Raw genomic sequence first — 25,380 nt, forward strand, 5'->3', positions numbered from 1 at the left:
GGACGCCGCTTCCTTGGCCCAGAGGCATTGTCGGTTTGCCGCTCGGAGGGGAATCCGATATTGTCTGTGGCCGGTAAGCGACCAAAGGTCCATCAAGCCTGTTGCCGGGAGTTCCTTATGTCCGAGGACGTCCGCGTGTCGCTGGAGATTCCGGCGGAAACCGTTTTTGCCTGTCCCGTTGCCGGGCTGGCCAACGTTCTGGCGGAACGCGCGGGCTTCGGCCGCAGGGAACGCTACCGCTTCCAGTTGACCGTCGAGGAATTCTGCCTGTGCCTCGCCGGCCTCGCCGAGGGCAGCCGGCCCCTCGCCCTTGGCCTCACCGGCAAACGGCACCAGTTGTGCGCCTCGTTTGCCTTCCAGGCGGGCAACCTTTCCCTGGGCGCGCTGAACGTCACATCCCGCGCCTCGTTTTGCACGACCGACGACGCGTTAGCCGGGGATATCGGCCTGTTCCTGGCCGGCAAGGCCGCGGATCGTTTCCATCTCAAGCATCAGGGCGCGGACCGGTTCCTCCTCGAAGCCACTGTGGACAGATCGTATCCGCCGGTCGCACCGGTCCGCCTTCCCGAGGGCTTGCGCGCGCCCTTCGCCATCCACCCGAATCCCAGCCCTGCCCAGCTCAGCCACGCCGCCACCCTGGCCATCTCCGCCTATCCTCCCTGGCAGTGCCCGAGCAGCTTCCGGACGCCCGGCAAGTTTCCCGACATGGTGGCCGAGGGCCAAGTGGCTTGCATCCTGGCCTGTGACGCCACGGGACAAATCGCCGGCCTGTTGCCCTGGAGCCCGTGCAGCGGGCAGGCCCTGTATTTTTCCGGTCCCTTTGTGTTTACCCCACCGGAAATGACGGCCGGCGTGGCCCGGCTTCTGGTCGACGGCTTCCTGTCGGCCGTGGCCCGAGGACCGCACAGCATCGTGCTCAGTTTTCGGGCCACCGCCGATCTCCCCCAGGCCTCTTTCGAGCCCCTGGGGGCTCTCCAGTCCATGACGGACGGTCGTTTGGAATCCCACCCGGTGGTGTTTCGCCATCTGCGCGAGGATAACGGCCTGGCGGTCTGGTGCGCGCCGCAGCTGGAGGAATTCCTGCGCCAGACGTATGATCGACTGGCCTTGCCCCGGGACATCCTGCCCGTGGAGGTGCCGACCGGCCGGCCCCGACGGGAATCCCTGCTCGGCGCCACCTATGACCAGGTTCGCAATTTCGCCGAGCTGGAGCCGTTTCTCGACGGCGAGGATCTCACGGCGAATTTGGCGGCCCATGTGGCGGCCTTTCGCCGCAAAGGCATCGACGCCATCCTCTATTCCATGGACCTTGCCGTTCCCTGGGAAGCGGCCCTGGCCGGCGACCTGATCGAGGCCGGCTTCGCGCCGATGGCCGTCCTTCCCCAGGGCGGGCAGGCGGACAAGGTCATCTGGCAGTATGCGCGGCTTGCTTGATCTCGTGCCGGACTATGTCCGGTCTTTCGAGCGCTACGTTCCCAGCCGGCCCGATCCGGTGCTCATGCGCCAGTTCGGCGTGAAGCACCTTTTTCGGCTCAACAACAACGAAAACGCCCTGGGGCCGCCGCTCCTGGCCCAAGAGGCCGTTGCCGCCTTCCGGCCCGAGCTGGGCGCCATCTACCCGAGCGGCGACGCCTATGACCTGCGCCAGGCCCTGGCCGTCCGTTTCGGCAAATCCCCGGACCGGTTCCTGGTCGGCAACGGCTCCTGCGAGGTCATCAGCTCCGTCATCCGGGCCTTCTGCGGGCCTGGCGACGCCATTGTGACCGCCGACAAGACCTTTGCCGTCTACGAGTGGGTGGCGCAATTTTCCGGAATCGAAACCCGGCTGGTTCCCCTTGCGGGTCGGGCCCTGTCATCCGCAGCCATGCTGGCGGCCGTCACGGAGCACACCAAGGTCCTCTTCGTGTGCAATCCCAACAATCCCACCGGGTCCTGGTGGAACCGGGCCACCCTGGAACGCTTTCTGACCGCCCTCGACGGCCGGGCCCTGGTGGTGCTCGACGAGGCCTACCGCGAGTTCCTGGACGATCCGGACTTCCCCGACGGCATGGAGGTCATGGAGCGCCACGCCAACGTCCTGGTCTTTCGCACCTTCTCCAAGATGTACGGCCTGGCCGGTTTTCGGATCGGCTACCTGTGCGGCTCCCTGGAGGCGGTGGATATCGTGCGACGCACCCACATCGCCTATTCGGTGAACATCCTGGGCCAGATCGCGGCCGCGGCGGCCTTGGCCGACGACGCCGGGCACATTGCCGCCACCCGGCGCATGGTGGACGAAGCCAGGTGCTTTCTCCGCGACCTGTTTGACGCCATGGGGCTGGAATACGTGAGCCAGGCCGGCAACTTCATCATGGTCCGCACGCCGATCTCCGACACCATGCTCTACCGCAAGCTCATGCGCGAGGGCGTGATGGTGCGCACCATGACCGGCTTTCGCTGCCCCAACTGGATTCGCGTCACCCTGGGCCGGGAGCAGGCCATGGAAGCCTTCGCCAAGGCCCTGCCCAAGGTCCTGGAGCACGCATGAACGCCCGGACGTGATCCCGTCCCACAGGGGACGCGGTGGAGCAACGACCATCCTGTGCGAAGCGGGCAGCGTCCCTGCCAAATGTTATCGTATTTTTTACGAGGAAAAGCGGGTGGTTGGCCAAAAGGTGATCCAGCCAGGTTATCCAAAAGCGAAAGGGGACAGAAAACGAAGTCCTGTCCCCTTGAAATATCTGGTCGGGGCGAGGTGATTTGAACACCCGGCATCCTGCTCCCAAAGCAGGCGCGCTACCAGTCTGCGCCACGCCCCGAACGGAGGCGAATGGTTACTGCAACTGCGGCCCCATGGCAAGCCGGCGCGTCTAGGGCAACCCGACTCCGGCGATGGCCGCGCCGCAGGAGGCGCAGTGTCCCCGCGTGAGGCGCGCTTCCCGCAGTCCCATTCCCGATCGCGCCAGCACGACCGTCCCGCAGCTCGGGCAGATCGTGCCGCTATGCGCCTCGCTGAGCACATTGCCCACGTAGACGTAGCGCAAGCCGGCCTCACGGCCGATTTCCCAGGCCCGCTCCAGCCGTGAAAGCGGCGTTGTCGGCGCGTCGCGCATGTTGAAATCCGGGTGGAAGCGCGAAATGTGCCACGGCGTGTCCACCCCAAGCTCTTTGACTAGAAACGCGGCCAGCTCCTTAAGCTCCCCGTCGGCGTCGTTGCCCCCGGGAATAAGCAGCGTCGTCACCTCCAGCCACCAGCCAAGCTTGCGCATATGCGCGAGATTTTGCAGCACGGGGCGCAGTTTGGCGCCGCACACGCGCTCGTAGAAATCCGGATTCATGGCCTTGAGGTCGATGTTGGCCGCGTCGATCAGCCCGTCCAGGGCCTCGAGACATTTGGGGCTCTGAAATCCGTTGGATACCATGATGTTTTTGAGCCCCGCCTCATGGGCCAGAACCGCCGTGTCGCGCATGAGCTCGAAAAAGACCGTGGGCTCGGAATAGGTGTAGGCGATGGAGGACGCGCCCGATGCCTTGGCCGCCTCCACAAGCGCCGCCGGGGTGGTCCGCTCGCCGGTCACCGGGCGTCCCTGGCGCGGCGGCTGGGACAGCGAATAGTTCTGACAGAAGGCGCACGACAGATTGCAGCCCATGGTGCCGATGGAAAAGGCGAGGCTGCCCGGCTGGAAGTGGTAGAGCGGTTTTTTCTCCACCGGATCGAGATGGGCCGCCGCCACGCGTTCGTACGCCAGGGTGTAAAGCGCGCCGCCCTTGTTGACCCGCACCCCGCACAGGCCCCTATCGCCGTCGGCGATGCGGCAAAAATGCGCGCACAGCCGGCACGACACGCGCCCGTCGGGCAAGGCTTTCCATAGTTGCGCCGGATGCATGGTTCCCTCCTTGGTCGGAAGGTTTTAACCCCCGCGTTTCGTCCGCCCCTTCTCGGATTGCCCGGAGGCGGGAAGGCACTGCGCTTACTGCGGCGTGGTCTGGCCGCCCTGGCCGGTGGCCGGCGTCATAGGCTGGGGCCACACCCTGCCGTTCGTCTGCCCGCTTTGAGGGAAAGGCGTCTGGCCGGGCTGTCCGCCTTGCCACATCATATTGCCGCCGTTACCGGGAGCGCCCATCCGCCCCATGCCGGGCTGGCCGCCCACACCCGGCTGTCCCCGCCAGGGACCCGGCGCGCCGATCTGCGGGTACACGTAAATGGGCCCCACCTGCGGTTGTTGCTCGATCTTTTTCGGGCGGGGCCGCACTTCCATAATGATGTTGCCCTCGTCGTCGCGTCCCATGCGCATGTGGTCCACGGTGCCCATATGGATGTCACGGCGAGGCGGATCGTCGTCCACATGGGAACCCGTCGGCAGTTCAGGCGGCGGGCCGTACGTGGAAGGGGGCGCGGCGTACTCCGAGGAGCCGCCGTCGGCCAGGGCCTGGGGCAGGGGAGAGGCGGCGAGAGCCAGGGCGACAGCGGCCAACATGCACCGCCGGCAAAAGGCCCGGCCAGGCTTCCCTTGAATTCGAGGCGCAAAGATACTATGGAATAGCGTTTTCATTCGCAGTCCTCCAAGGAGCAACCCATGGCCGACAGATCGGCTCCCTACAAGGCCGCCGGCGTTGACATCGAAGCCGGCAATACGCTGGTTTCGCGCATCAAATCCATTGTGGCCGGCACCTACGGCAAGGGCGTCGTGTCCGATATCGGCGGCTTCGGCGGGCTGTTCAAGCTCGACCCCGAAGCCTACGCCGAGCCCGTCCTGGTATCCTCCACCGACGGCGTGGGCACCAAGCTCAAGCTCGCCCATGACTTTGACCGCCATGATACCGTGGGTATCGACCTTGTGGCCATGTGTGTCAACGATATTCTCGTTCAGGGTGCCAAGCCGCTTTTCTTCCTGGATTATTTCGCCACGGGCCGGCTTTCGGTCGATCTGGCCGAACGGGTCGTGACCGGCATCGCCGAAGGCTGCAAGCAAGCCTGTTGCGCGCTTCTGGGCGGCGAAACGGCGGAGATGCCCGGCTTCTACCCCGACGGCGTCTACGACCTGGCCGGCTTTTGTGTCGGCATCGTGGACAACGCCGCCATCATCGACGGTTCGAGCATCGGCGTCGGCGACGTGGTCATCGGCATCGAATCCTCCGGGCCGCACTCCAACGGCTATTCGCTGATCCGAAAGCTGCTCGACGCCTCGGGGCTTAAAGGCGACGACCCCATGCCCGAGTCCGGCAAGACCGTGGCCGAGGCGCTGTGCGCCCCCACTCGCATCTACGTGAAGACCGTGCTCAACCTGCTGCGCGATTTCGAAATCAAGGGCATGGTCCACATCACCGGCGGCGGCTTCTACGACAATGTCAACCGCATCCTGCCGCGCGGCGTCGCCGCCCATTTCCGCTTCGGCTCCTGGGACGTGCCGCCGGTTTTCGACTGGCTGCGGGAACAGGGGAAGATGAGCTGGCCGGAGATGCTCCAGATTTTCAACTGCGGCGTCGGCTTCATGCTGGTGGTGGCCCCGGAGGTCGCTCCGGACGTCATGCAGCGCCTCAAAGCCCTACACGAATACGCTCAGATCATCGGCCGCATCGAAATGCGCGGCGGCGACGAGGCCGAACAGGTGGTCGTCGAATTTCCCGACGCGCGCTAGCCGAGGTATGTGTGCCTCCGGCGGCCAGGAGGGGCTTTGCCCCTCCTGGACCTCCCCACCGGGGGGCGGGCGCGCCCCCGGACCCCCCATCCGGTGTGCTTTGGCGGGACGGGAGGGCAGGGGGGAAGCGGTCAGGCTGTTGGGTGAAGATGGCGGCGGAATTCGCCGGGACGGTGCATGCCGCTTCGCGGCAAGCGCGTCCCGGACAAATTCCGCCGCCACCGCGCCGTCGCCCCTTCGGGGCGAAATAAGAAATTTCCTCTTGTTCTTGAAAGAACAACTCTTCCCCCTTTGCCTCCCTTGAAAGTTTTTCGGGAGGGTGGGGTTCCCTCCCCCGGTTCCCTACTCTTCCTTCCCCCCCTCTTCCCGATACGGGTTGAAATAGCCGAACCCCAGCCAGGGGCAGGCCTTGCGCAGGCGTTTGCGGAAGTTTTTGAGTCCCATGGAGGCGAGTCTGGCCGGATTGGTCAGCGCGCCGCTTTCCGCCGCCACCTTCATGTAGAGTTGCGGGTCCAGGTTGAGGTTTCGCAGCTGTACGAAATCCACCTTGTATGCGGTGATCAGCTCCGTAAGCTGGGCCAGTTCCGCCTCGGTGTCCGAGACGCCCGGGAAGAAGAGGAAATTGAGCGAGACGAAGAGTCCGCCGGCTTTGGCCCGGGCGATGCTCTCGCGCACATCGGCGAAGTCGTAGCCTTTGGGGCGGTAGTAGGCCGCGTAGAGGGCCGGGTCGGCACTCGACAGGCTGACCCGTATCGAAGAACCGCCGGATGCGGCGAAGCGTTCCACGGCATCCGGCAGGCTGGCGTTGGTGTTGACGTTGACCGTGCCCCGCCCGCCGGCCGCGCGAAACCGCTTGACGGCCTCGCTTATGGCCTCGATTTCCGTCAGCGGTTCGCCTTCGCAGCCCTGGCCGAAGGAATAGATCGGCCGGCGCTCGTGGCGGCTGTGTTCGGTCATGATTTCCACGATCTCGGTCGGATCGGGGGCGAAGGCGATGCGGTTCTGGGTGGAGGGAAAACCCGAATCCGGCGGCTGGAGCGACAGGCAGCCGATGCAGCGGGCATTGCAGGCCCGGGCCGTGGGCAGGGGGGCTTCGAAGCGTCCCAGAGCCAGGTTGCGCGCCGCCGGACAGCAGAAGGTCAAGGCGCAGCCGCTTAAGTGCTCGATCAGCCTGTTCTTGGGGTATTTTTTCCGAAGCGCCTTGGCTCCCTTGACGATGCGTTCCTGGGGGATGCCGGAAAAGACCTGCCGCCGGTCCTGATCCACCCGGGACGCGGCCACGAAGAACCGGTCCCCGGAAAATCCCACCGCGCCGTAGGCGAAAAGCGGCAGCACCGGCGCGTCGGGCCGGGCGGCATAGGCGGCCGTTGCCGAAAGGGTATGTCCCGGGCAGACGAAGGCGGCCACGGCCCGCTCTTCCAGGCGTTCGATCTCCCCGGAATCCGGATCGAAGCCCAGGGCGTCCCGGCCGGGCAGCAGGAACAGCTCGCTCTCCGGCGGCAGGGGGATCAGCTCGTCCGGGCGCGGCGGCTCCAGCCGGTCGCCCCGGCGCACCAGCATCTCCAGCTCGGGATGGTCGTAGATGTTGCCGGACTCGTCGGCAAAGACAAGCATGGGGCGGGGTTTGTATTCGGCCACGCGGCACCTCCGAAGGGAACGCGAACCCGGGTGGACGCCTGCGGGGCAGGGGCCCACCCGGGAGGATGTTGCAAAGCGGCGAGTATACGGGGTGTCTTTCCCCAAGGGAAGGGGCGGCCCCCCGGCTGGGTGAGGGCCGCAAGCCGCCGGTCTTTCTAATGCGACTGGCGTTGCTCCATGAGGAATTCGTGCAGCAGGCCGGCGGTATCGGCGACGAGGCGCTTGCAGTCCGGATCGGCCTCATGACGGCCGAGGCTTTCCCGCAACGTCGCGCAGCAGCTCGAGCCGAATTGTTCGATGAAGCGCTGCCGGAAAGCGGAGGCCAGGGCGTGGGCCTGGGTGCAGGAGATATCGGACGCGTCGCGGCCGTAGGCGAGGCCTAGGGCCATGACCGCGCCGGACAACGCCCCGCAGATTTCGGCATGGGAACGTCCCACGCCGCCGCCGAAGCAGGTGGCGATGCGCGTGGATGCCCCGTCCCCGGGGATGCCGAGGTGGTCGGTTGCCAGGCGCAGGATGGTTTCGGCGCAGTTGTAGCCCGTGGACATGACTGAAACCGCGGTCTGTTCGACTTCCTGCCGTGTCATGCGTCGCTCCTTGCCCGAGGGGCAGATCGTATCTGACACTCCGATTCGCGCCCCCCCTGCCAAGACGGCAAGAATGTTCGGGCCGGAAAGGGGAGCGCCTGTGTAACAGGGGATTGCGGCAACGACAAAAGGCGGAACCGCTTGCGCGATTCCGCCTCGGATCGTCTCGTAATCGCCGCGCGATTAACGCTTCGAGTACTGGAACCGGGCGCGGGCGCCGCGCTGGCCGTACTTTTTACGTTCCTTCTCGCGGGAATCGCGGGTGAGCAGGCCGGCTTTTTTCAGCACGCCGCGCAGTTCGGGATCAAGCGTGCACAGCGCCCGGGAGATGCCGTGGCGCACGGCTTCGGCTTGGCCGGTCATGCCGCCGCCGGCCACATTGACCTTCACGTCGACACGGCCGTCGAGCTTGGTCAAAAGCAGTGCCTGGCGCACGATGGCCGCCAGGGTGGGGCGGGGAAAATATTCCTCGAAAGGACGGTCGTTGACCAGGATGCGTCCGTTGCCCTTGTACAGGCGGGTACGGGCCACGGCGGACTTGCGGCGGCCGGTGCCGTAGAAGAATTCGTCGCTCATGCTTGATCTCCGCAGGCGGTTTACACGTCGAGGGTTTCGGGCTTCTGGGCCTCGTGGGGATGGGCCTCGCCGGCGTAAACCTTGAGTTTTTTCAGCATCGCCCGACCAAGGCGATTTTTGGGCAGCATGCCCCGCACGGCCTTGCGGATGACCTCTTCGGGCTTCTTGTCCAGCATGTCGCGCAGGGAGGTTTCCTTGAGGCCGCCAATCCAGCCGGAATGGCGATAGTACATTTTTTGGTCCAGCTTGCGGCCGGTGGTCTTGACCTTGGCGGCGTTGACCACGACGATGAAATCGCCGGTGTCCATATGGGGGGCGAATTCCGCCTTGTGCTTGCCGCGCAGGCGCACGGCCACGGCGGACGCCAGGCGGCCGAGAATCTTGTCCGAGGCATCGACCACGAACCAGTTCCGGTTGATATCTTTGGGCGTCGGGCTAAACGTTTTCATGACGGCTCCTCTGAGTTGCTCGAAAGACGGATTGTGTAAGCGGACAAAATGTATTTGTCAACACCCTTTTTCGTCTGCGCCCATGACGGCGCCGGCTTGCCCTGGGCGCGACCCCGGGCTAGGCTGTTCGCGACGATCGCAATCCCAAGGAGTCTTCATGGTCAGCGTCCGCAAGAGTCTGCTTCAACTGCTTTTCGCCGGTTCGTTCATGAAGCGCTGGAACGACAAGCATCGCGGCATGGAGCTGGTGGAGGTCGACAAGCAGGCCCACAAGATGATGGTGGCCTGGATGCTCTACGAACTCAACGGCACCCACCTTGCCGAACCCGAACGGTTGGCCCTGGGCCTCGAGATCGTCGAAGGCGGGCTGTTCGAGTACCTGTACCGGCTTATCATCACCGATATCAAGCCCCCCGTCTTCTATAAGATCAAGGCGAAGCCCGAGCATTACCAAAAGCTTACGGCCTGGGTGCTGGAGCAGCTCGAACCGCGCGTGCGCGAGTTGGGCGAGGATTTCTGGTCGCGGCTGACGGCCTATGTCGCCGTACCCGAGTCGGACGCGCCGGCCCGGCGCATCCTGGACGCGGCCCACCTGTATGCCAGCGGTTGGGAATATTCCCTTATAAAGCGCGACAATCCCTGGGACGACGAGCTGCTCGAGATCGAATCGTCGTTTACCGACGGTCTGGCCCGGTTTTCCGATCTGCACGGGGTCAAGGAGCTTGCCGCGGGACTTTTCGAGGGCCAAAAAACGCCGCTTGGGCATTTCGGCCGGTTGCTCGGCCAACTGCGTTTCCAGACGCGCTGGTCCCAGACCCCGCGCATCCCGGAAACGTCCGTGCTCGGCCATATGTTCCTGGTCGCGGCCTATGCCTATTTCTTCAGCCTGGCCGTCGACGCCTGCCCGGCCCGGCGGCTCAACAACTTTTTCGCCGGCCTGGTCCACGACATGCCGGAACTGCTCACCCGCGACATCATCTCCCCGGTCAAGCAGTCGGTGGTGCAGCTTGGCGGCATGATCAAGGAGTACGAGCGGGAGGAGCTGGAGCGCCGGGTGTTTTCCGTGCTCAAACGGGGCGGTTATGCCGGGTTGGCCGACCGGCTGGCCTATCTGCTCGGCATCGAGGTGGGCTCGGAATTCTACGAGTCCGTGCGGGACGAGGCGGGGAGGGCGCGGCGCGTTTCGCCCGTGGAGCTTGGCGGCGCGTGCAACCTGGACAGCTTCGACCCCAAGGACGGGGAGCTGCTCAAGGTCTGCGATTCGTTGGCCGCTTTCATCGAGGCCTATACGGCGCTGCGAAACGGCATCACCTCCGACCAGCTCCAGCAGGCGGTCTGGCGGCTGCGCAACAAGTACTCCGGCACGACGCTGTTTAACCGGGTGCACATCGGGGCGCTTCTGGCCGATTTCGACTGAACTGCCGGGCACGCCCGGGGGCCCTGCGTTCCCGGGTTTGCCAACCCCGCGCAAACGTGGTTAACTTCCAGGCACTTCACGCCATTGGAGAGCACCATGATACGCAAACGCGCCTTTGACGCCTTGCGCGCGGATGTCCTTGTCGTCGACGCCGGGGAGTCCCTGGACGCCGTGGCCGACAAACTGCAGGCGCATCTGGAAACGTGCCCCGACCTCGATGCCGTCGTGGTCCTGCGCCAGGGCCGTTTTCTCGGCATCGTCAGCCTGCGCACCCTGCTTGCGGACCTAAACGACTGCGCCCTGGAAGCCAGCCTGCGCACGAGCCTCGGCGACGACGATTTCGAGCAGACCTACCGCGACGCCTGCCGCCACTGCATGGCCCGCAAGGCCGCCGAGGCCGCCCGGCGCGATATCCCCGTCGTGGCCCCGGCCGATCCGCTGCATCTGGTGCTCGACGCCATGATCAAGGCCGACAGCCGCTTCGCTGTGGTCATCGAGGGCGAACGCCTGCTCGGACTCGTGCCCCTGGGCGAAATATTTCGGGAAATGCGCCGCGAATGCGCTCCGCTTTAGGTAGGGAAAAGAAGTGCGAGAGGGGAAACCCTTTAAAAAGGGTTCTCCCCTCTCGCGCTCTCCCCTTCCTAAAGTTTATGGCTGGAGACGTGTGGCGAACCTAATTCACTGTTATTATTGAAAATCTTTAGAAGGGGCCTGGGGGGCTTTTCGTAAGACAAAGTTTCTCCCCGGTCTCTTTAAATCCCCGCAGCCAAAAGACCGAGCAGGCGCTTGACGACCTCGGTCGGGTAGCGCCGTCCGTCGTCGAGGAGTTTTTTGGCCGCGGCCAGCGGTTCCATGGCCGGGGCGTAGACCCGCTTGGTGCGCATGGCGCAGTACGAATCCACCACGCCCGCCAGAAGCCCGGTGTCGGAAATGGCCCCCGTGCCGAGCTTTTGCGGGTAGCCCGATCCGTCGAGCCGTTCGTGGTGCTCGGAGACGCACCGCTCCATCTCGGGGAATTTGATGTCGAGGCGCGCCAGCATCTCGTAGCCGGCCATGGTGTGCCCCCGGATCTTCTGCATTTCGTCGGGGAGAAGCGGCTTGTTCTTGTCGCGGATGAGCGCCGGCACCCGGCTCATGCCCAGGTCGTGCAGGAAAAGGCCGAGGATGGTCCGATCCAGGGTCGCGCGGGCGTTCTTGGCTTCCTTGAAGGATTCCGACTTCCCGGAAAGAAAGAGGAAAAGTCCCGTCAGCCCGCAGTTGACCGCGTGGTTGGCCAGGGTGTGCACGCCGTGCATGCGCTTGGCCAGGGCCCTGGCCCGGTGGAAATCCTCCCATACGTATTCGGTCAGGACCAGCACGTCCTCGCGCACCTTATCGTACACCAGCCGCACCGGCTGGTCGAAAAACGATTCCATCCGCCGCGTCAGGGCGATTTGAAAGATGTCCGCGATCTCGGATTCCGTCAGATGCTTGTCGAGCAGCACCAGATCGAGCTGGTAACTGATGTGCTTGACGTAAATGGCATGGTCGTCGCGGGAAACGAAGATGACGCCCGCGGCCACAAGCTCGGCCAGTTCCTCGGTCTGCTCTTTGGAAAGGCGCTCCCCGACCTTGTAATAGGACGCGATGCGGCCGACGTCTTCCATGAAGCGGTAGATGGACAGCGGCGGGCGGAACTTGTTGAAGCTTTGGAGAATGTCGGGGTTTATCTGGTAGTACTCTTCCTCCAGCCCCGCTGGCACGTCGATATTCGGACTGCTGCCCATGCTGCCCTTCCAGAGATAGCTCGTGCCGTCGCCGGCCGTTTTGTTCGAATCCGCCACAACAGCCACGTGGTGATTTCGTCAAGACTATTGTTCCCTTACGGCGTGCCCGGCATTCTGGCAAGAGTTGGCTGCGCCGCGGCCGGTTTCCGGGCCGTCTTTTCGTGGGAATGGCCTCCCCGTCCGCTTTTTCGTCTAATCCCCTGAAATCCCGTTCTCTTCGCCTCAAAAGTGATTTTCTTCCCACCTGTTTCCCACTTTGCCCCTGAAATGATGCCGCTCAGGGAGCGCGGCTTTTTGCGGGACGGGTGGTTTCTTCTTGACACCCCGGGATGATTGAGCCAGAAAATGTGGGAAAAGGTGGTAAGAAGTGGTGAACCGCCACTGCGAGGCAGCGTGTTCAGAGGGCATTCCTATCGCAGCCTGGACCCCAAGGGCCGGCTGATGCTGCCTCCCGAGTATCGGGAGGAGGTCTTGCGCCTCGTGCCCGAGGGTCGGATCATGCTCACCAACAACTTCGACGGCGCCGTCACCGGGTACCCCATGCCCGCCTGGGAGGAGGTGGAGGCGAGTTTTCAGGCCGGCAACAAGCTGGACCCGAGAATCAGGGATTTGGAGCGTTTTTATATTTCCGGGGCCATGGAAGTGAGCCTGGACAAGCAGGGACGCATCCTCATTCCGCCGTATTTGCGCACTTTCGCCCAGCTGGACAAGGAATTGGTGCTGGCCGGAGTGGGGGAGAAGTTCGAAATCTGGAACCAGGCCGCCTTCGAGGAACGCCGCCGGCAAGTGGGGCTGCGTTTCGACGCCGACCTGGCCGATTTGGCCGCTTCCGGCGTGTCGCTCAAGCTCTAGGGAGGTCTTGTGCAACACGTCCCGACCCACATCCCGGTGCTTCTTAAGGAAGTGGTCGAATACCTCGGCATCAGGCCGGGGATGAAAATTTTGGACGCCACGGCAGGGCTTGGCGGGCATATCAAGGGGATGCTCGAAGCGGCCGGGGGACAGGCGGAAGTGCTTGGACTCGACAGGGACAGGGAGGCCCTGGAAGAGGCCGGGCGCAGACTAGCCGCCTACGGCGACCGGGTGCGGCTCGTGCGTACCCGTTACAGCCGGTTCCCGGCGGCCCTGGCCGAGGCGGGGTGGGAGAAGGTCGACGCGGCATTGGTGGACGCCGGAATGTCCTCCTTGCAGCTCGACGACCCGGAGCGCGGCTTCGGGTTCTTGACGGATGGCCCCCTGGACATGCGCATGGGGGCCGAGGACGGCGGGGAGAGCGCCGAGGGGCTGGTGAATCTGGCCTCGTTTGCACGACTACGGGAGATCATCCGCAACTACGGCGAGGACCCCCAGGCCGGGCGTATAGCCCGGGCCATCGTGGCCGCGCGGGAAAAAGCGGCCATCACCACCACCGGCCGGCTGGCCGAGGTGGTGGCGGCGGCCTACCCGGCCAAGTGGCGCGCCATGGCCCGGCAGCATCCGGCCACCCGCACCTTTCAGGCCTTGCGCATGGCGGTCAATGACGAGCTGAAGGAGTTGGAGGCGTTTCTGGCGGCCGTCCCCGAGTATCTCGCCACGGGAGGGCGGGTGGCCGTGATTTCCTTCCACTCCCTCGAGGACAGGCTGGTCAAGCGGGCGTTTCGCCTGGAGGCGACGGATTGCCTGTGCCCGCGCGAACAGGTCGTTTGCGTGTGCGGGCACAAGGCGCGCCTGGCCATCCTGACCAAAAAGCCCGTCATGGCCGGCGAGGAAGAGGTCGCGGCCAACCCGCGGGCCAGGAGCGCCAAGCTCCGGGTGGCGCGGCGGCTGCCCGATGCGGCGGAGGCGACCGACGCGGAGAGATAAGGAGGGGAGATGGGAGCGTTGTCGAAAGAATGGGCGATATCCATGGCGTTTAGCATCGTCCTGCTCCTGGTCTTCGGGCTGGGGCTGGTCTGGCTCAACATCGAACGCGTGGACCTGGCCTACGAACTCAACAGGATGCAGCGCCAGATCGACGAGGTCGAGACCCTAACGGCCAAGCTCGAAGTGGAGCGCAACACGCTCATCACGCCGTCCCGCCTGCGCGAAGTCTCCCGGCAATATGGCCTCGGTCCGGCCCGACCCGGCCAGATCAGGCGCGTGTCCCCGTCCGGGAGCGTCGAGACGTCGCCGCTTTTGGCCACGGCCGAGGACCAGAACGGCCGCAGCACGGCCAAGGCGCCGGCCAAGTCCGGCGGCGAGGCCGCCCCGTCCAGGGCCAAGAACCGGAAGTCCGGACGCAAGCCGTAGTATGGCGTCCTTTAAAAGAATTTATTTGATGGGTTGCCTTCATAATCCGTCTATGTCCGTGTCGGGGACACGGCAGTAAGGATCGGGGCCGGGCATGCGCAGCAAGCCGAAAGTCGATCGCCAACAGAAGACCGTCCGCGACTGGAGCCGGGTCAAGCTCACGTGCGTGGGCGTCTTCTTCCTGTTGGCCTGGCTCGGTTTGTGGACGCGGGCCGGCTACCTCCAGATCGTGGCCGGGCCGGAATTGGCCGAAAAGGCCGTGCGCCAGCATCTGGCTTCGGAGGTGGACAAGGGGGCCCGGGGCGAGATTTACGACCGGGGCGGCCGGCTTCTGGCCAAAAGCGTGGAGTTCGAGGCCGTGTTCGTGCGGCCGAGGGAAGTGACCGAGCCCGAAAAGACCGCCGATTTTCTGGCCAAGGTGCTCCACATGAAGGAACAGCGCATCCTCAAGAAACTGCGCAGTTCCTCCAACATGGTCTATCTCTCCTGGCGGGTGGGAGACCGCGCCGCCGCCCGCATCCGTGAGGCTAAGCTCGCGGGCGTCTATTTCAACAAGGAATACGGCAGGTTTTACCCCAACGGGCATCTGGCCAGCCAGGTGATGGGCTTCGTGGGCGTCGGCGACGTGGGCCTCGAGGGCGTGGAAAAAGCCTTCGACAGCCGCCTGACCGGCCGGCAGGCCAAGTACGTGGTCCAACGCGACGCCTCCGGTCGCCGCTTCTTTTTCGATGCCCAGGGCCAGGAGCTGGCCAACATCAACGGCCACGACGTGCGCCTGACCATCGATTCGCAAATCCAGTTCTTCGCCGAAGAGGAGCTGGAAAAGGCCGTCACCGACAACCACGCCAAGGGCGGCAGCTGTCTGGTGGTCCACGTGCCCACGGGCGAAATCCTGGCCATGGCCAACTATCCCTTTTTCAATCCCAACGTGGCGCGCGGCATCAGCCCCCGTATCGCCCGCGACCACGCCGCCCTGGACGTCTATGAGCCCGGCTCCACCATGAAGCCCCTGCTCGTGGCCGCCGCCCTCCAGGAACACGTGATCAAACCCACCTCCACCTTCAACTGCGAAAACGGCCGCTATTCCTTCGCCAGCCGCACCATCCGCGACACCCACTCCTACGGCGTGCTGCCGGTCAACATGATCGTGCGCGTTTCGAGCAACATCGGCGCGGCCAAAATCGGCTTGCAACTCGGCGCGACGCGGCTGCACCACTATTTCGAGCTGCTCGGTTTCGGCCGTCCGACGGGGCTTCGCATCACCGGCGAGGCCAGGGGGCTCGTGCGGCCGCTCAAGGCCTGGACGCCCATCGACGTGGCCACGGCCTCCTTCGGCCAGGGCGTAGCCGTTTCCCCGGTCCAGCTGGCCCAGGCCTACCTTATTTTGGCCAACGACGGCGTCTACAAGCCGCTCAAGCTCGTGGCCGACCCGCCCGACGACAGGCCCGAGCGCGCTCCCTACCGCGTCTTCGACGCCGATGTGGCCCGCACCGTCCAGTCCATGATGCGCGAGGTGGTCCAGGAAGAGCACGGCACCGGCAAAACGGCCCGCATTCCGGGCCTCGAGACCGGCGGCAAGACCGGCACGGCCCAAAAGGCCGGACCCCACGGCGGCTACGGCAACAAGTACCTGGGATCCTACGTTTCCTTCGTGCCGGCTATTCATCCGGAATACATCCTCATCGTCATGGTTGACGAACCCGAGCCCAGCCACTACGGCGGGGTCGTCGCCGCGCCGGCCGTGCGCAACGTGACCCTGCGCATGCTGTCCTATCTCGGCCGCATGCCCGAGACCGTGCAGTTGGCCCAGGCTCCGGCTCCGGCCCAGCCCGCCTCCAGGAAGGAGGCGCAGGCCCCGCCGGCCGCGAAGGAGCCGAACCAGGCGGACAAGGAAATTTTGGCCATCGCCGGAGCGGCCGGCGGCAATGGCAAACAGGTTTCGATCCAGTCCGTGCCGGATTTCGCCGGCATGCCGCTACGGCAGGCGGTGGAGATCCTTGTCGGCAAAGGCATCGTGCCGAGGCTTGAAGGGCAGGGGCTCGTGGTCTCCAAGCAGAGTCCGGCTCCGGGCGCGCCCTGGCCCACGGACAAGAAAAACCAAGTGGTGTTGTGGCTTTCCAGGCCCTCCTGATGGCGAGGCGAGCATGATGGCAGATACAGGCAATCCGACCCTGAACGCGCTGTTGGCGAACGTCCGCGAGGGCGCGCTTCCCGTGGCCGGGCATTCCGCCAAGGTCGTTTCCGGCGGCGTGTTCGTGGCCGCCTCGGGAACGGCCGAGGACGGGGCGCGCTTCATTCCCGACGCCCTGGCCCGGGGCGCGACGGTGATCGTGGCCGGTCCGGGGATCGCCCTGCCCGAAGGGGCCAAGGCCGCCCTCGTCACCGTGGACGAACCGCGAAAGGCCCTGGGGCTGCTCGCGGCGGCGCGCTGCGGCACCGACCGCATGGCCATGCCCGTGGTGGGCGTCACCGGCACCAACGGCAAGACCACGGTCAGCTACCTGATCGAGCGGCTGGCCACGGCCGCCGGCAAGAAGGTCGGCGTGCTCGGCACGGTGGCCTACCGCTGGCCGGGCGTGACCCGGGACGCTTCGCTGACCACCCCGGACTGCCTGACCATCCACGAAAGCCTGGCCGCCATGGCCGCCGCCGGTTGCGATCTGGCCGTCATGGAGGCCTCGTCCCACGCCCTGGACCAGGACCGGCTGGCCGGGCTTTCCTTCGCCGCCGGGGTGTTCACCAACCTGACCCAGGATCACCTCGACTACCACAAGGACATGGAGACGTATTTCGCGGCCAAGGCCAAGCTTTTTCGCGAGTATCTGCCCGATCCGGCCACGGCGGTGCTCAATTACGACGATCCCTTCGGCCTGCGCCTGCTCAAGGAATTTCCGGCCGCCGTGGGCTATGGCCTCACCAAGGCCCCGGCCGGCTTCGCCCGGCTGCTCGTCGGCGGCATCCGGTCCCACGACCGCGACGGGCAGCATCTCGGCGCGGGCTTTGGCGACGAGGCCTTCGAAGTGGCCTCGCCCATGCCCGGCCGGCACAATGCCCTGAACATCCTGGCCGCCATGGGCGCGGCGCTGACCCTCGGCCTGCCCTACGAGACCTTCGACGCGCTGGCCGACTGCCACGGCGCGCCCGGGCGGTTGGAACGCATTCCCAACGCCTCGGGGCTGACCGTTTTCGTGGATTACGCCCACACCCCGGATGCCTTGGAAAACGTGCTCGGCGCGGCCAGGGAATTCACCGCTGGCCGGCTTTTCGCCGTTTTCGGCTGCGGCGGCGACCGCGACCGCACCAAGCGGCCGCGCATGGCCGAGGCCGTGTCCCGGCTGGCCGACGTGGCCGTCCTCACCTCGGACAATCCCCGCCACGAGGCCCCGCTGGCCATTATCGAGGATGCCAAGCCCGGACTGGCCAAGGCGAGGAAGGTCATCATCGAACCCGACAGGCGCCGGGCCATCGCTCTGGCTTTGGACGCCATGCGGCCCGAGGACGTGCTGGTGATCGCCGGCAAGGGACACGAAAGCTATCAGCAGATCGGCGACGTGAAGCACCCGTTTTCCGACGCCGCCGTGGTCAGGGAGCTTACCGGATGCGCATGACCTTATCCGATATCCTCACGGCCACCAAGGCCGTCGGCGACGTGGGCGAGCGCGGCAATCCCGTCATTGAGGCCGTGCGCATCGACAGTCGGGCGGTGACCCCGGGGTGCCTTTTCGTGTGCATTCCCGGCGAACGCTTCGACGGCCACAATTTCGCCGCCGAGGCGGTGGGGAAGGGCGCGGCCGCCGTGTTGGCCGACAGGCCGCTCACCGGGCTTCCCGACGGCACGCCCGTGCTTTTGGTGCGCGACACCGTGGCCGCCTTGGGCTTTCTCGCCAAGGCCTGGCGCACGCAGGTCGGGGCCAGGCTCGTCGGCGTGACCGGCTCGGCCGGCAAGACCACGGTCAAGGAACTGACCGCCGCCATTTTGGGCAAGCTTGGTCCCACGGCGAAAAACTACAAGAATTTCAACAATCACATCGGGCTGCCGCTGTCCATGCTCGAAGCCTCCGACAAGGACGCCTACTGGGTCATGGAGCTCGGCATTTCCCGCCCCGGCGAGATGGAGCCCCTGGCCGCCATCGCCGAGCCCGACGTGGCCGTGATCCACAACGTCGGCCCGGCCCATCTGGAAGCGCTTGGCGACGTGGCCGGCGTCGCGGCCGAGAAGACCAAGCTTTTCAACTTTCTGCGCCCCGGCGGCGTGGCCCTGGCCTCCATGGACTATCCCGAACTGTGGGAGGCGGCCCTGGCCGTTTTCCCGCGCGTGCGGGGACTTTCCACCAAGGGGCAGGGCAAGGGGCGATCCGCGCCCTACCGGGCCAAGTACCTGGGCGCGCTTCCCGAGGGCCGGGGACGGTTTTTCCTCAAGCTCGGCGAGCTGGAGATGGAAGTCGAAACGCCGCTGACCGGCGGCCATTTCGCCGAGAACATCCTGGCCGCCGCCACCTCGGCACATATCCTCGGGGCCGGGGAGAAGCAGATCGCCGCCGGGCTCGAAACGGCGGTCATGCCCGAGCAGCGGTTCTACTGCCGCCGTCAGGGCTGCTACACCATCATCGACGACACGTATAACGCCAATCCGCTGTCCATGCGCCGGGCTATCGCCGCCGCCGTGGAAACCGCCCAGGGCAAGCCGCTCGTGCTGGTGCTCGGCGAGATGCGCGAGATGGGGGCCCATGCCGAGGAGGAGCATGCCAAGCTCGGCGAGGCCGCGGCGGCAAGCGGCGCCAGGGCCGTTTTCTACCGGGGCGCCCATGCCGAGGCCGTGGGCGAGGGACTCACCCGGGGCGGCTATGCCGGCCGGTTCGCCGTGGTCGACACCCCGGCCGCCTTTTGCGACATGCTGGCCGCCATGGACCTTCGCGGCGGCGTGTTTCTGTTCAAGGGGTCGCGTTCCATGCGTATGGAGGAGTATCTGGCCGCTTTCACCCAGAGCATCCAAAAGGACCCCAAGGCATGATCTATTACCTGCTGGTGCCGCTGGCGGCGCATTTGAGCGCCTTAAACGTCTTCCGCTACATCACGTTCCGGTCGATCGCGGCGCTTCTCACTGCCCTGGTCCTTTCCATCGTGTTCGGTCCGCGCTTCATCCGCGGGCTGACCCGCCTCAAGTACGGCCAGTACATCCACGAGGACGTGGCCGCCCACCAGCGCAAGGCCGGCACCCCGACCATGGGCGGGCTGCTCATCGCCTTTTGCATCCTGGTCAGCGTCCTGCTCTGGGGCGATCTGGCCAACACCTATGTCTGGATGACGATTTTCGTGTACCTGGGATTCGGCGTGCTGGGCTTTATCGACGACCACGCCAAGGTGGTCAAAAAGCGCAACAAGGGGCTGACTCCCCGGGCCAAGCTTCTGGGGCAGCTCATCGTTTCCGGACTGGCCGCCGCCGTGCTTCTGTCCGATCCCGAATATTCCACCCGGCTGGCCGTGCCCTTTTTCAAGCACATCAACCCCGACCTCGGCCTCTTTTATTTTCCCTTCGCCATGCTGGTCATGGTGGCGGCGAGCAACGCCGTCAACCTGACCGACGGCCTGGACGGCCTGGCCATCGGCCCCATGATCGTCAACGCGGCCATGTTCGCCCTTTTCGTCTACGTGGCCGGCCATGCCCAGATGGCGCGCTACCTGCAGGTCATGCCCGTCTCCGGCGTCGGCGAGGTCACGGTTTTTTGCGGGGCCATGGTCGGGGCGGGGCTCGGTTTTTTGTGGTTCAACGCCTATCCGGCCCAGGTGTTCATGGGCGACGTGGGGTCGCTGTCGCTTGGCGGGGCGCTCGGGTTTCTCGCCGTCTTGTGCAAGCAGGAACTGCTGCTCATGGTGGTCGGCGGGTTGTACGTGGCCGAGACCGTCTCGGTCATTTTGCAGGTGGGCTATTTCAAGATGACGGGCGGCAAACGGATTTTCCGCATGGCGCCGCTGCATCATCATTTCGAGCTGATGGGCGTGCCGGAATCGAAGATCATCATCCGGTTCTGGATTCTTTCCATCCTGCTCGCCCTGGTGGGGCTATCCACCCTTAAACTGCGGTAGGCGATTTTCGATGCGCGACATGCTCCATAACGATCAACTGCGCGGGCACACGGCCGTCGTCGTCGGCGCCGGTTCCTCGGGCCGCGCCGCGGCGAAACTGCTTGCCCGGCTGGGCGCGTCCGTGCGCTTTCTGGAGAAAAATCCCAAGTCCGTGGCGGACGATTTCCGGGCCGAGGCCGTGGAAGCCGGCTACGACCTGCGCGTCGGGGCGCATGGGCCGGCCGATTTCGCCGGCGCGGACATGGTCGTGCTCTCGCCCGGCATCCGGGCGGCGGGCTTGGCCGACTGCCTGGCCGCCTGTCCGGGCGCCCAGGTGCTCTCCGAACTGGAACTGGCCTCCTGGTTCGTGACCGAGCCCATCGTCGCCGTCACCGGCTCCAACGGCAAGACCACCACCGTCATGCTCGTAAGCCACCTGCTCGAGGCGGCCGGGCGCAAGGTCTTTACCGGCGGCAACATCGGCACGCCGCTCTCCGAATACGTGCTTGCCGGCGACCCGGCCGACGTGGTGGTGCTCGAGGTTTCGAGCTTCCAGCTCCAGCTCGTCAAATCCTTCCGGCCCAAGGTGGCGGTGCTGCTCAACTTTTCGCCAAACCATCTGGACTGGCACGCCGACCTCGAGGAATATCTCTCGGCCAAGCTCAACATCTTCGCCGCCCAGCGCCCGGGCGATACGGCGATTTTGCCCCGGGACATGCGCGACGCCCTGGCCGGTCGTTCCTTCACCCGGGCCGACGTCACCTGGTTCGAACCAAGCGGCCGTTTCGTCTGCCCGCGTCTTGCCGGCGCGCACAACCGGCAGAACATGGAAGCCGCCTTTCTGGCGACCCAGCCCTTCGGCGTGACCGAGGAAATCGCCAAGGTCGCCTTCGAGCGCTTCGCCCCGGCTCCGCACCGCTTGCAGATCATCGGCGAGAAGGGCGGGGTGCTTTTCGTGGACGACTCCAAGGCCACCACCGTGGCGGCCATGGAGGCGGCGCTTAGAAGCTTCGACCGGCCGGTGCGGCTTCTTTGCGGCGGCGTGTTCAAGGGCGGCGATCTGGCCGCGCTTTCGCCGCTGCTTAAGGAACGCGTCGCGGCCGTCGGGCTCTTCGGGGCCGGACGCGAGGTGTTCGAGGCCGCCTGGGCCGGGCAGGTGCCGCTTTTTCACGAACCCACCCTGAAGCCCGCCGTCACGCGCCTTTTCGCCGAGGCCAGACCGGGCGACGTGGTGCTGCTTTCCCCGGCCACGGCGAGCTTCGACCTCTACGACGGCTACAAGGCCCGGGGCCGGGATTTCCAGGACATCTTCGCCGGACTGCCCATGACGCCTGACGCGGCAAAGGAGAAGGCATGAGCAAGCTGCGGGTGGCGACAGCCGCGAATCCCAAGTCCGGCGCCTTCGACCTGTGGCTTCTGGGCGCGGCGCTCATGCTCGCGGGCCTGGGGCTGGTCATGGTCTTTTCCTCCAGCGGCGTCATGGCCGAGCGCTTAAACGGCAATCGCTACTACTTTTTCCAGCGTCAGGCGCTTTTCGCCCTGGTCAGCTTCGGGCTCATGTGCATCTTCGCCTACATGCCGCGCAAGGTGCTCCACGGCCCGGTCTACCTCTGGCTTTTTGCCATCATCTTTCTGCTCATCCTGACGCTGGTGCCGCCTTTTTCGGTCCGGGCCGGCGGCGCGCGCCGCTGGATGCACCTGGGGCCGGCCACCTTGCAGCCCATGGAGCTGGCCAAGGTGGTCCTGGTCATGTACCTGGCCTACTTTTTCAGCCAGAAGCAGCAGATGGTGCGCTCTTTCTCGGTCGGCTTCATTCCGCCGGTCATCGTCACCGGCTTTCTCGGGCTCATCCTGCTGCTCCAGCCCGACTTCGGCGGCGCGGTCTTTTTGGGCATGCTCTTTTTCCTCATGAGCCTCGTCGGCGGCACGCGCCTGACCTATCTCGCCGTGTCCATGGTGTTCGGCCTCGGGGCCATGGGGCTGCTCATCGCCTCTTCGCCCTACCGCTTCAAACGCTGGTTCGCCTTTCTCGATCCCTTCAAGGACCCGCAAAACGTGGGCTACCAGCTCGTGCAGTCCTTTTACGCCTTCGGCTCGGGCGGCATCACGGGCGTGGGCTTCGGGGCCGGCAAGCAGAAGCTCTTCTACCTGCCCGAGGCCCACAACGACTTCATCATGGCCGTGCTCGGCGAGGAGCTGGGCTTTATCGGCATCTCCATCGTGTTCATCTGCATCGGCATCCTGCTCTGGCGCGCCTTCAAGGTGGCCCTGGCCCAGGACGATCTGCGCGACCGGTTCACGGCCTACGGCATGACCCTGGTCCTGGCTCTGGGGTTTGTCCTCAACCTGGCCGTGGTGCTTGGCTGCGTGCCGCCCAAGGGCGTGGCCATGCCCTTTTTGAGCTACGGCGGCAGCAACCTGCTGGCCTGTTTCATATGCGTCGGCATTCTGCTCAACCTTTCCCGGAGCGCCCGGACATGACACGCATCGTGCTGACTACCGGCGGCACCGGGGGCCATATTTTTCCGGCCCTGGCCGTGGCCGAGGCTCTTCGGGCCGCAAGGCCCGACGCCGATATTCTTTTTGTCGGCGGCGCGGGCCCGGAAGGACGGCTGGCCACCCAGGCGGGGCTCTCGTTTGTCGGGCTGCCGGCCAAGGGCGTTTTCGGCCGGGGGCTTCGCGCCCTGGCCGCGCCGGTGTGGATGGGCAGGGCGCTTTGCATGGCCATGCGGGTGCTGCGCCAGTGGCGGCCGGACGTGGTGGCGGGCTTTGGCGGCTACGCCGGGTTCGTGCCCGTGGCGGCGGCGAAGCTGCTCGGCCTGCCCACGGTCATTCACGAGCAAAACAGCGTCCCGGGCATGACCAACAAGATTCTCGGCCGCTTCGTCGACACGGTCTGCATCACCTATCCGGACGAAGGGCGGGTGTTTCCGCCGCAAAAGACGAAGCTTCTCGGCAATCCCATCCGGGGCGGCATTGCCGCCGGCGGAAAAACGCCGGGGGACGGGGAAGGGCGGCATCTGCTGGTCCTTGGCGGCAGCCAGGGGGCCAGGGCCGTAAACGACGCCGTGTGCGACATCCTGCCGCGTTTGCTTGACGCCGGCATATCCGTGCGCCTGCAGGCCGGCCGGGCCGACTTCGACCGGATCGGCGCGCGCGTGGCCGCCATCCTGGCCGACCGTTCCCAGGCGGAAGGGCGCGGCGGCGTGGTCATCGAAAATTTCATCGAGGACATGGCCGAGGCCTACGCCTGGGCCGATCTGGTCCTGGCCCGGGCCGGGGCCACCACCCTGGCCGAGGTCACGGCAGCGGGAAAACCGTCCCTGCTCATTCCCTTTCCCTTTGCCACCCATGACCACCAGTCGGTCAACGCCGCGTTTCTGGCCAAGGCCGGCGCGGCCGCGGTCCTTGCCCAAAAGGACCTCCCCGGCCACGACCTGGCGGCGGAGGTGACCGGGCTGCTCGGCGATCCGGACCGGCTTGCCCGCATGGGCGCGGCCGCCTCGGCCGCCGCCATGCCGGACGCGGCCGAACGCATCGCCGGCGTGCTCCTCGAACTGGCCGGGCGCAAGGGAGGCGCCAAATGAACATGCAGCAACACGTCCACTGCGGCGCCGGGGCCATGGGCAACAAGGTCCGCAAGATTCATATGATCGGCATCGGCGGCTCGGGCATGAGCGGCATCGCCGAAGTGCTCATCAACCTCGGCTACGAGGTCTCGGGCTCGGATCTGGCCATGGGCGCGACAGTCAAGCGCCTGGCCGGCCTCGGGGCCAACATCGCCATCGGCCATGGCCGGGAAAACCTCGGCGACGCCGACGTGGTGGTCAAATCCACGGCCGTCACCAATGAAAACCCCGAGGTGGTCGCGGCCCGCGAACGCGGCATCCCGGTCATCCCCAGGGCCGAAATGCTGGCCGAACTCATGCGGCTGCGAAACGGCATCGCCGTGGCCGGCACCCACGGCAAGACCACCACCACCTCGCTTTTGGCCACCATCTTCACCGAGGCCGGCTACGACCCCACCGTCATTATCGGCGGCCGCTTAAACGCCTACGGGGCCGGGGCGCGTCTGGGACAGGGCGAATACCTCATCGCCGAGGCCGACGAGTCCGACGGCTCGTTTCTGTGCCTGTCGCCCATCGCCTCGGTGGTGACCAATGTCGACGCCGACCACCTGGACCACTACGCCGACCTTGCCGCCATCGACGACGCCTTTGTGGATTTTTTAAACGGCATTCCCTTTTACGGGGTCAACGTGGTTTGCCTCGACGATCCGGGGGTGGCCAGGCTGTTGCCCCGGGTCAATCGCCCCATCCTCACCTACGGCGTCACGTCCCAGGCCCGGCTGCGGGGAAAGATTCTCGAAACCGGGGCCGCCAGCCGCTTCTCCGTGACCTTGGACGGCAAGGACCTGGGCGAAATGCGTCTGGCCCATCCCGGCCGCCACAATGTGCTCAACGCCCTGGGGGCCATCGGCCTGTCCCTGGAGGCCGGCATCGAATTGCCGGTCATCGCCGCCGCCCTGGCCAAATTCGGCGGGGTGGGGCGGCGTTTCGAACGCAAGGGCGAACGGAACGGCGTGGTGGTGGTGGACGACTACGGCCACCATCCGGCCGAGATCAGGGCCACCCTGGCCACGGCCAGGACCGTGTATCCGGACCGCCGGCTGGTGGTGGCCTTCCAGCCCCATCGGTTTTCGCGCACCAAGGCGCTCTTCGGCGATTTCTGCACCTGTTTCGAGGCGGCCGACGAGCTGCTTTTGACCGAGATTTATCCGGCCTCCGAAGCGCCCATCCCGGGAGTGAGCGGCGAAAGCCTGGCCCAGGGCATAAGGCAGGTGAGCAAGACCAATGTTTCGTATTACCGCGATTTTCCGGCCATGGAAGAAGCCCTGCCCGGCATCGTGCGCCCCGGCGACCTGTTGTTGACGCTCGGGGCCGGCAGCGTGTGGCAGGTGGGCGTCCATTATCTGGAGGCGGGTGGTGGCGCTTGAGG

General features: G+C 65.6%; 23 protein-coding genes and 1 tRNA gene. 16 read left to right on the forward strand and 8 right to left on the reverse strand.

The features are described from left to right. Positions 1-117: 117 nt before the first annotated feature. Together DESFRDRAFT_RS05025 and DESFRDRAFT_RS05030 are read left to right on the forward strand one after the other, a co-directional pair. Positions 118-1,434, forward strand: a complete 1,317-nt coding sequence (locus DESFRDRAFT_RS05025; protein WP_005991774.1) for a hypothetical protein — start codon at positions 118-120, stop codon at positions 1,432-1,434. Then, a complete protein-coding gene (locus tag DESFRDRAFT_RS05030; protein WP_005991777.1) occupies positions 1,418-2,527 on the forward strand; it encodes a pyridoxal phosphate-dependent aminotransferase in 1,110 nt (369 codons plus the stop codon). The genes DESFRDRAFT_RS05025 and DESFRDRAFT_RS05030 overlap by 17 nt, the downstream gene beginning before the upstream one ends. Positions 2,528-2,721: 194 nt before the next feature. Here DESFRDRAFT_RS05030 and DESFRDRAFT_RS05035 read toward each other — a convergent pair. From DESFRDRAFT_RS05035 to DESFRDRAFT_RS22650, 3 genes are all read right to left on the reverse strand, one after another. Next, positions 2,722-2,798, reverse strand: a tRNA-Pro gene (locus tag DESFRDRAFT_RS05035). A 51-nt stretch (positions 2,799-2,849) separates the two neighbouring features. Further along, positions 2,850-3,866 (reverse strand): AmmeMemoRadiSam system radical SAM enzyme, encoded by a 1,017-nt coding sequence (amrS, locus tag DESFRDRAFT_RS05040; RefSeq protein ID WP_005991779.1) that lies wholly within the window; start codon positions 3,864-3,866, stop codon positions 2,850-2,852. Between the two features lie 84 nt (positions 3,867-3,950). Next, positions 3,951-4,457, reverse strand: a complete 507-nt coding sequence (locus tag DESFRDRAFT_RS22650; RefSeq protein WP_005991781.1) for a hypothetical protein — start codon at positions 4,455-4,457, stop codon at positions 3,951-3,953. A 99-nt stretch (positions 4,458-4,556) separates the two neighbouring features. On the opposite strand from DESFRDRAFT_RS22650, the gene purM reads away from it, so the two are divergent. Continuing rightward, complete coding sequence (gene purM / locus DESFRDRAFT_RS05050) at positions 4,557-5,618, forward strand: phosphoribosylformylglycinamidine cyclo-ligase (protein ID WP_005991783.1); 1,062 nt, start codon at positions 4,557-4,559, stop codon at positions 5,616-5,618. A gap of 342 nt (positions 5,619-5,960) precedes the next feature. Here purM and DESFRDRAFT_RS05055 read toward each other — a convergent pair whose 3' ends face one another. From DESFRDRAFT_RS05055 to rplM, 4 genes are all read right to left on the reverse strand, one after another. Next, positions 5,961-7,256 (reverse strand): radical SAM protein, encoded by a 1,296-nt coding sequence (locus DESFRDRAFT_RS05055; protein WP_005991794.1) that lies wholly within the window; start codon positions 7,254-7,256, stop codon positions 5,961-5,963. 155 nt (positions 7,257-7,411) lie between these two features. Continuing rightward, complete coding sequence (locus DESFRDRAFT_RS20655) at positions 7,412-7,843, reverse strand: C-GCAxxG-C-C family protein (RefSeq protein ID WP_005991796.1); 432 nt, start codon at positions 7,841-7,843, stop codon at positions 7,412-7,414. Positions 7,844-8,026: 183 nt separating this feature from the next. Then, a complete protein-coding gene (gene rpsI, locus DESFRDRAFT_RS05065; RefSeq protein ID WP_005991798.1) occupies positions 8,027-8,419 on the reverse strand; it encodes a 30S ribosomal protein S9 in 393 nt (130 codons plus the stop codon). A 20-nt stretch (positions 8,420-8,439) separates the two neighbouring features. Then, the gene (rplM, locus tag DESFRDRAFT_RS05070; protein WP_005991800.1) at positions 8,440-8,868 is read right to left on the reverse strand and encodes a 50S ribosomal protein L13; all 429 of its coding nucleotides are present in this window, start codon (positions 8,866-8,868) and stop codon (positions 8,440-8,442) included. Positions 8,869-9,025: 157 nt separating this feature from the next. On the opposite strand from rplM, the gene DESFRDRAFT_RS05075 reads away from it, so the two are divergent. Both DESFRDRAFT_RS05075 and DESFRDRAFT_RS05080 read left to right on the forward strand, forming a co-directional pair. Next, on the forward strand, positions 9,026-10,285 hold the full coding sequence (locus DESFRDRAFT_RS05075; RefSeq protein WP_005991801.1) for an HD domain-containing protein: 1,260 nt from the start codon (positions 9,026-9,028) through the stop codon (positions 10,283-10,285). Positions 10,286-10,381: 96 nt separating this feature from the next. Beyond that, positions 10,382-10,858, forward strand: coding sequence for a CBS domain-containing protein (locus DESFRDRAFT_RS05080; RefSeq protein ID WP_005991803.1), 477 nt, complete (start codon positions 10,382-10,384; stop codon positions 10,856-10,858). A 179-nt stretch (positions 10,859-11,037) separates the two neighbouring features. Here the strand turns inward: DESFRDRAFT_RS05080 and DESFRDRAFT_RS05085 are convergent, their stop codons facing one another. Next, positions 11,038-12,051: an HD-GYP domain-containing protein gene (locus tag DESFRDRAFT_RS05085; RefSeq protein ID WP_005991805.1), complete on the reverse strand. Its 1,014-nt coding sequence runs from the start codon at positions 12,049-12,051 to the stop codon at positions 11,038-11,040. Positions 12,052-12,444: 393 nt separating this feature from the next. Here DESFRDRAFT_RS05085 and mraZ point away from each other — a divergent pair, with 393 nt between their 5' ends. From mraZ to murC, 11 genes are all read left to right on the forward strand, one after another. After that, complete coding sequence (gene mraZ / locus DESFRDRAFT_RS05090; RefSeq protein WP_043793885.1) at positions 12,445-12,903, forward strand: division/cell wall cluster transcriptional repressor MraZ; 459 nt, start codon at positions 12,445-12,447, stop codon at positions 12,901-12,903. 9 nt (positions 12,904-12,912) lie between these two features. Continuing rightward, the gene (rsmH, locus tag DESFRDRAFT_RS05095; protein ID WP_005991809.1) at positions 12,913-13,893 is read left to right on the forward strand and encodes a 16S rRNA (cytosine(1402)-N(4))-methyltransferase RsmH; all 981 of its coding nucleotides are present in this window, start codon (positions 12,913-12,915) and stop codon (positions 13,891-13,893) included. Between the two features lie 42 nt (positions 13,894-13,935). Next, positions 13,936-14,319: an FtsB/FtsL family cell division protein gene (locus DESFRDRAFT_RS05100; RefSeq protein WP_233489558.1), complete on the forward strand. Its 384-nt coding sequence runs from the start codon at positions 13,936-13,938 to the stop codon at positions 14,317-14,319. Positions 14,320-14,413: 94 nt separating this feature from the next. Continuing rightward, on the forward strand, positions 14,414-16,450 hold the full coding sequence (locus DESFRDRAFT_RS05105; protein ID WP_005991813.1) for a penicillin-binding transpeptidase domain-containing protein: 2,037 nt from the start codon (positions 14,414-14,416) through the stop codon (positions 16,448-16,450). A gap of 13 nt (positions 16,451-16,463) precedes the next feature. Next, positions 16,464-17,927 carry a UDP-N-acetylmuramoyl-L-alanyl-D-glutamate--2,6-diaminopimelate ligase gene (locus DESFRDRAFT_RS05110; protein ID WP_005991815.1) on the forward strand — a complete coding sequence of 488 codons (1,464 nt, stop codon included), beginning with the start codon at positions 16,464-16,466 and terminating at the stop codon, positions 17,925-17,927. Further along, entirely contained in the window at positions 17,918-19,330 is a 1,413-nt protein-coding gene (locus tag DESFRDRAFT_RS05115) for a UDP-N-acetylmuramoyl-tripeptide--D-alanyl-D-alanine ligase (RefSeq protein WP_005991817.1), read from the forward strand. Before DESFRDRAFT_RS05110 ends, DESFRDRAFT_RS05115 begins: the two co-directional genes overlap by 10 nt. Continuing rightward, positions 19,327-20,403, forward strand: coding sequence for a phospho-N-acetylmuramoyl-pentapeptide-transferase (gene mraY / locus DESFRDRAFT_RS05120; protein ID WP_005991819.1), 1,077 nt, complete (start codon positions 19,327-19,329; stop codon positions 20,401-20,403). Before DESFRDRAFT_RS05115 ends, mraY begins: the two co-directional genes overlap by 4 nt. A gap of 10 nt (positions 20,404-20,413) precedes the next feature. Beyond that, positions 20,414-21,739, forward strand: coding sequence for a UDP-N-acetylmuramoyl-L-alanine--D-glutamate ligase (murD, locus tag DESFRDRAFT_RS05125; protein WP_005991821.1), 1,326 nt, complete (start codon positions 20,414-20,416; stop codon positions 21,737-21,739). Then, positions 21,736-22,863: a putative lipid II flippase FtsW gene (gene ftsW / locus DESFRDRAFT_RS05130; RefSeq protein WP_005991823.1), complete on the forward strand. Its 1,128-nt coding sequence runs from the start codon at positions 21,736-21,738 to the stop codon at positions 22,861-22,863. The genes murD and ftsW overlap by 4 nt, the downstream gene beginning before the upstream one ends. After that, on the forward strand, positions 22,860-23,969 hold the full coding sequence (murG, locus tag DESFRDRAFT_RS05135) for an undecaprenyldiphospho-muramoylpentapeptide beta-N-acetylglucosaminyltransferase (RefSeq protein ID WP_005991825.1): 1,110 nt from the start codon (positions 22,860-22,862) through the stop codon (positions 23,967-23,969). The genes ftsW and murG overlap by 4 nt, the downstream gene beginning before the upstream one ends. A gap of 35 nt (positions 23,970-24,004) precedes the next feature. Next, positions 24,005-25,378 carry a UDP-N-acetylmuramate--L-alanine ligase gene (murC, locus tag DESFRDRAFT_RS05140; RefSeq protein ID WP_043793944.1) on the forward strand — a complete coding sequence of 458 codons (1,374 nt, stop codon included), beginning with the start codon at positions 24,005-24,007 and terminating at the stop codon, positions 25,376-25,378. Positions 25,379-25,380: the final 2 nt, after the last annotated feature.

The organism is Solidesulfovibrio fructosivorans JJ] (assembly GCF_000179555.1).
GTDB lineage: Bacteria > Desulfobacterota > Desulfovibrionia > Desulfovibrionales > Desulfovibrionaceae > Solidesulfovibrio > Solidesulfovibrio fructosivorans.

Bases quoted from the DNA above. Each gene is read 5' to 3' on its own strand.
- DESFRDRAFT_RS05025 (WP_005991774.1), top strand. From the start codon at position 118: ATGTCCGAGGACGTCCGCGTGTCGCTGGAGATTCCGGCGGAAACCGTT.
- DESFRDRAFT_RS05030 (WP_005991777.1), top strand. From the start codon at position 1,418: ATGCGCGGCTTGCTTGATCTCGTGCCGGACTATGTCCGGTCTTTCGAG.
- amrS (WP_005991779.1), bottom strand. From the start codon at position 3,866: ATGCATCCGGCGCAACTATGGAAAGCCTTGCCCGACGGGCGCGTGTCG.
- DESFRDRAFT_RS22650 (WP_005991781.1), bottom strand. From the start codon at position 4,457: ATGTTGGCCGCTGTCGCCCTGGCTCTCGCCGCCTCTCCCCTGCCCCAG.
- purM (WP_005991783.1), top strand. From the start codon at position 4,557: ATGGCCGACAGATCGGCTCCCTACAAGGCCGCCGGCGTTGACATCGAA.
- DESFRDRAFT_RS20655 (WP_005991796.1), bottom strand. From the start codon at position 7,843: ATGACACGGCAGGAAGTCGAACAGACCGCGGTTTCAGTCATGTCCACG.
- rpsI (WP_005991798.1), bottom strand. From the start codon at position 8,419: ATGAGCGACGAATTCTTCTACGGCACCGGCCGCCGCAAGTCCGCCGTG.
- rplM (WP_005991800.1), bottom strand. From the start codon at position 8,868: ATGAAAACGTTTAGCCCGACGCCCAAAGATATCAACCGGAACTGGTTC.
- DESFRDRAFT_RS05075 (WP_005991801.1), top strand. From the start codon at position 9,026: ATGGTCAGCGTCCGCAAGAGTCTGCTTCAACTGCTTTTCGCCGGTTCG.
- DESFRDRAFT_RS05080 (WP_005991803.1), top strand. From the start codon at position 10,382: ATGATACGCAAACGCGCCTTTGACGCCTTGCGCGCGGATGTCCTTGTC.
- DESFRDRAFT_RS05085 (WP_005991805.1), bottom strand. From the start codon at position 12,051: ATGGGCAGCAGTCCGAATATCGACGTGCCAGCGGGGCTGGAGGAAGAG.
- DESFRDRAFT_RS05100 (WP_233489558.1), top strand. From the start codon at position 13,936: ATGGCGTTTAGCATCGTCCTGCTCCTGGTCTTCGGGCTGGGGCTGGTC.
- DESFRDRAFT_RS05105 (WP_005991813.1), top strand. From the start codon at position 14,414: ATGCGCAGCAAGCCGAAAGTCGATCGCCAACAGAAGACCGTCCGCGAC.
- DESFRDRAFT_RS05110 (WP_005991815.1), top strand. From the start codon at position 16,464: ATGATGGCAGATACAGGCAATCCGACCCTGAACGCGCTGTTGGCGAAC.
- DESFRDRAFT_RS05115 (WP_005991817.1), top strand. From the start codon at position 17,918: ATGCGCATGACCTTATCCGATATCCTCACGGCCACCAAGGCCGTCGGC.
- mraY (WP_005991819.1), top strand. From the start codon at position 19,327: ATGATCTATTACCTGCTGGTGCCGCTGGCGGCGCATTTGAGCGCCTTA.
- murD (WP_005991821.1), top strand. From the start codon at position 20,414: ATGCGCGACATGCTCCATAACGATCAACTGCGCGGGCACACGGCCGTC.
- ftsW (WP_005991823.1), top strand. From the start codon at position 21,736: ATGAGCAAGCTGCGGGTGGCGACAGCCGCGAATCCCAAGTCCGGCGCC.
- murG (WP_005991825.1), top strand. From the start codon at position 22,860: ATGACACGCATCGTGCTGACTACCGGCGGCACCGGGGGCCATATTTTT.
- murC (WP_043793944.1), top strand. From the start codon at position 24,005: ATGGGCAACAAGGTCCGCAAGATTCATATGATCGGCATCGGCGGCTCG.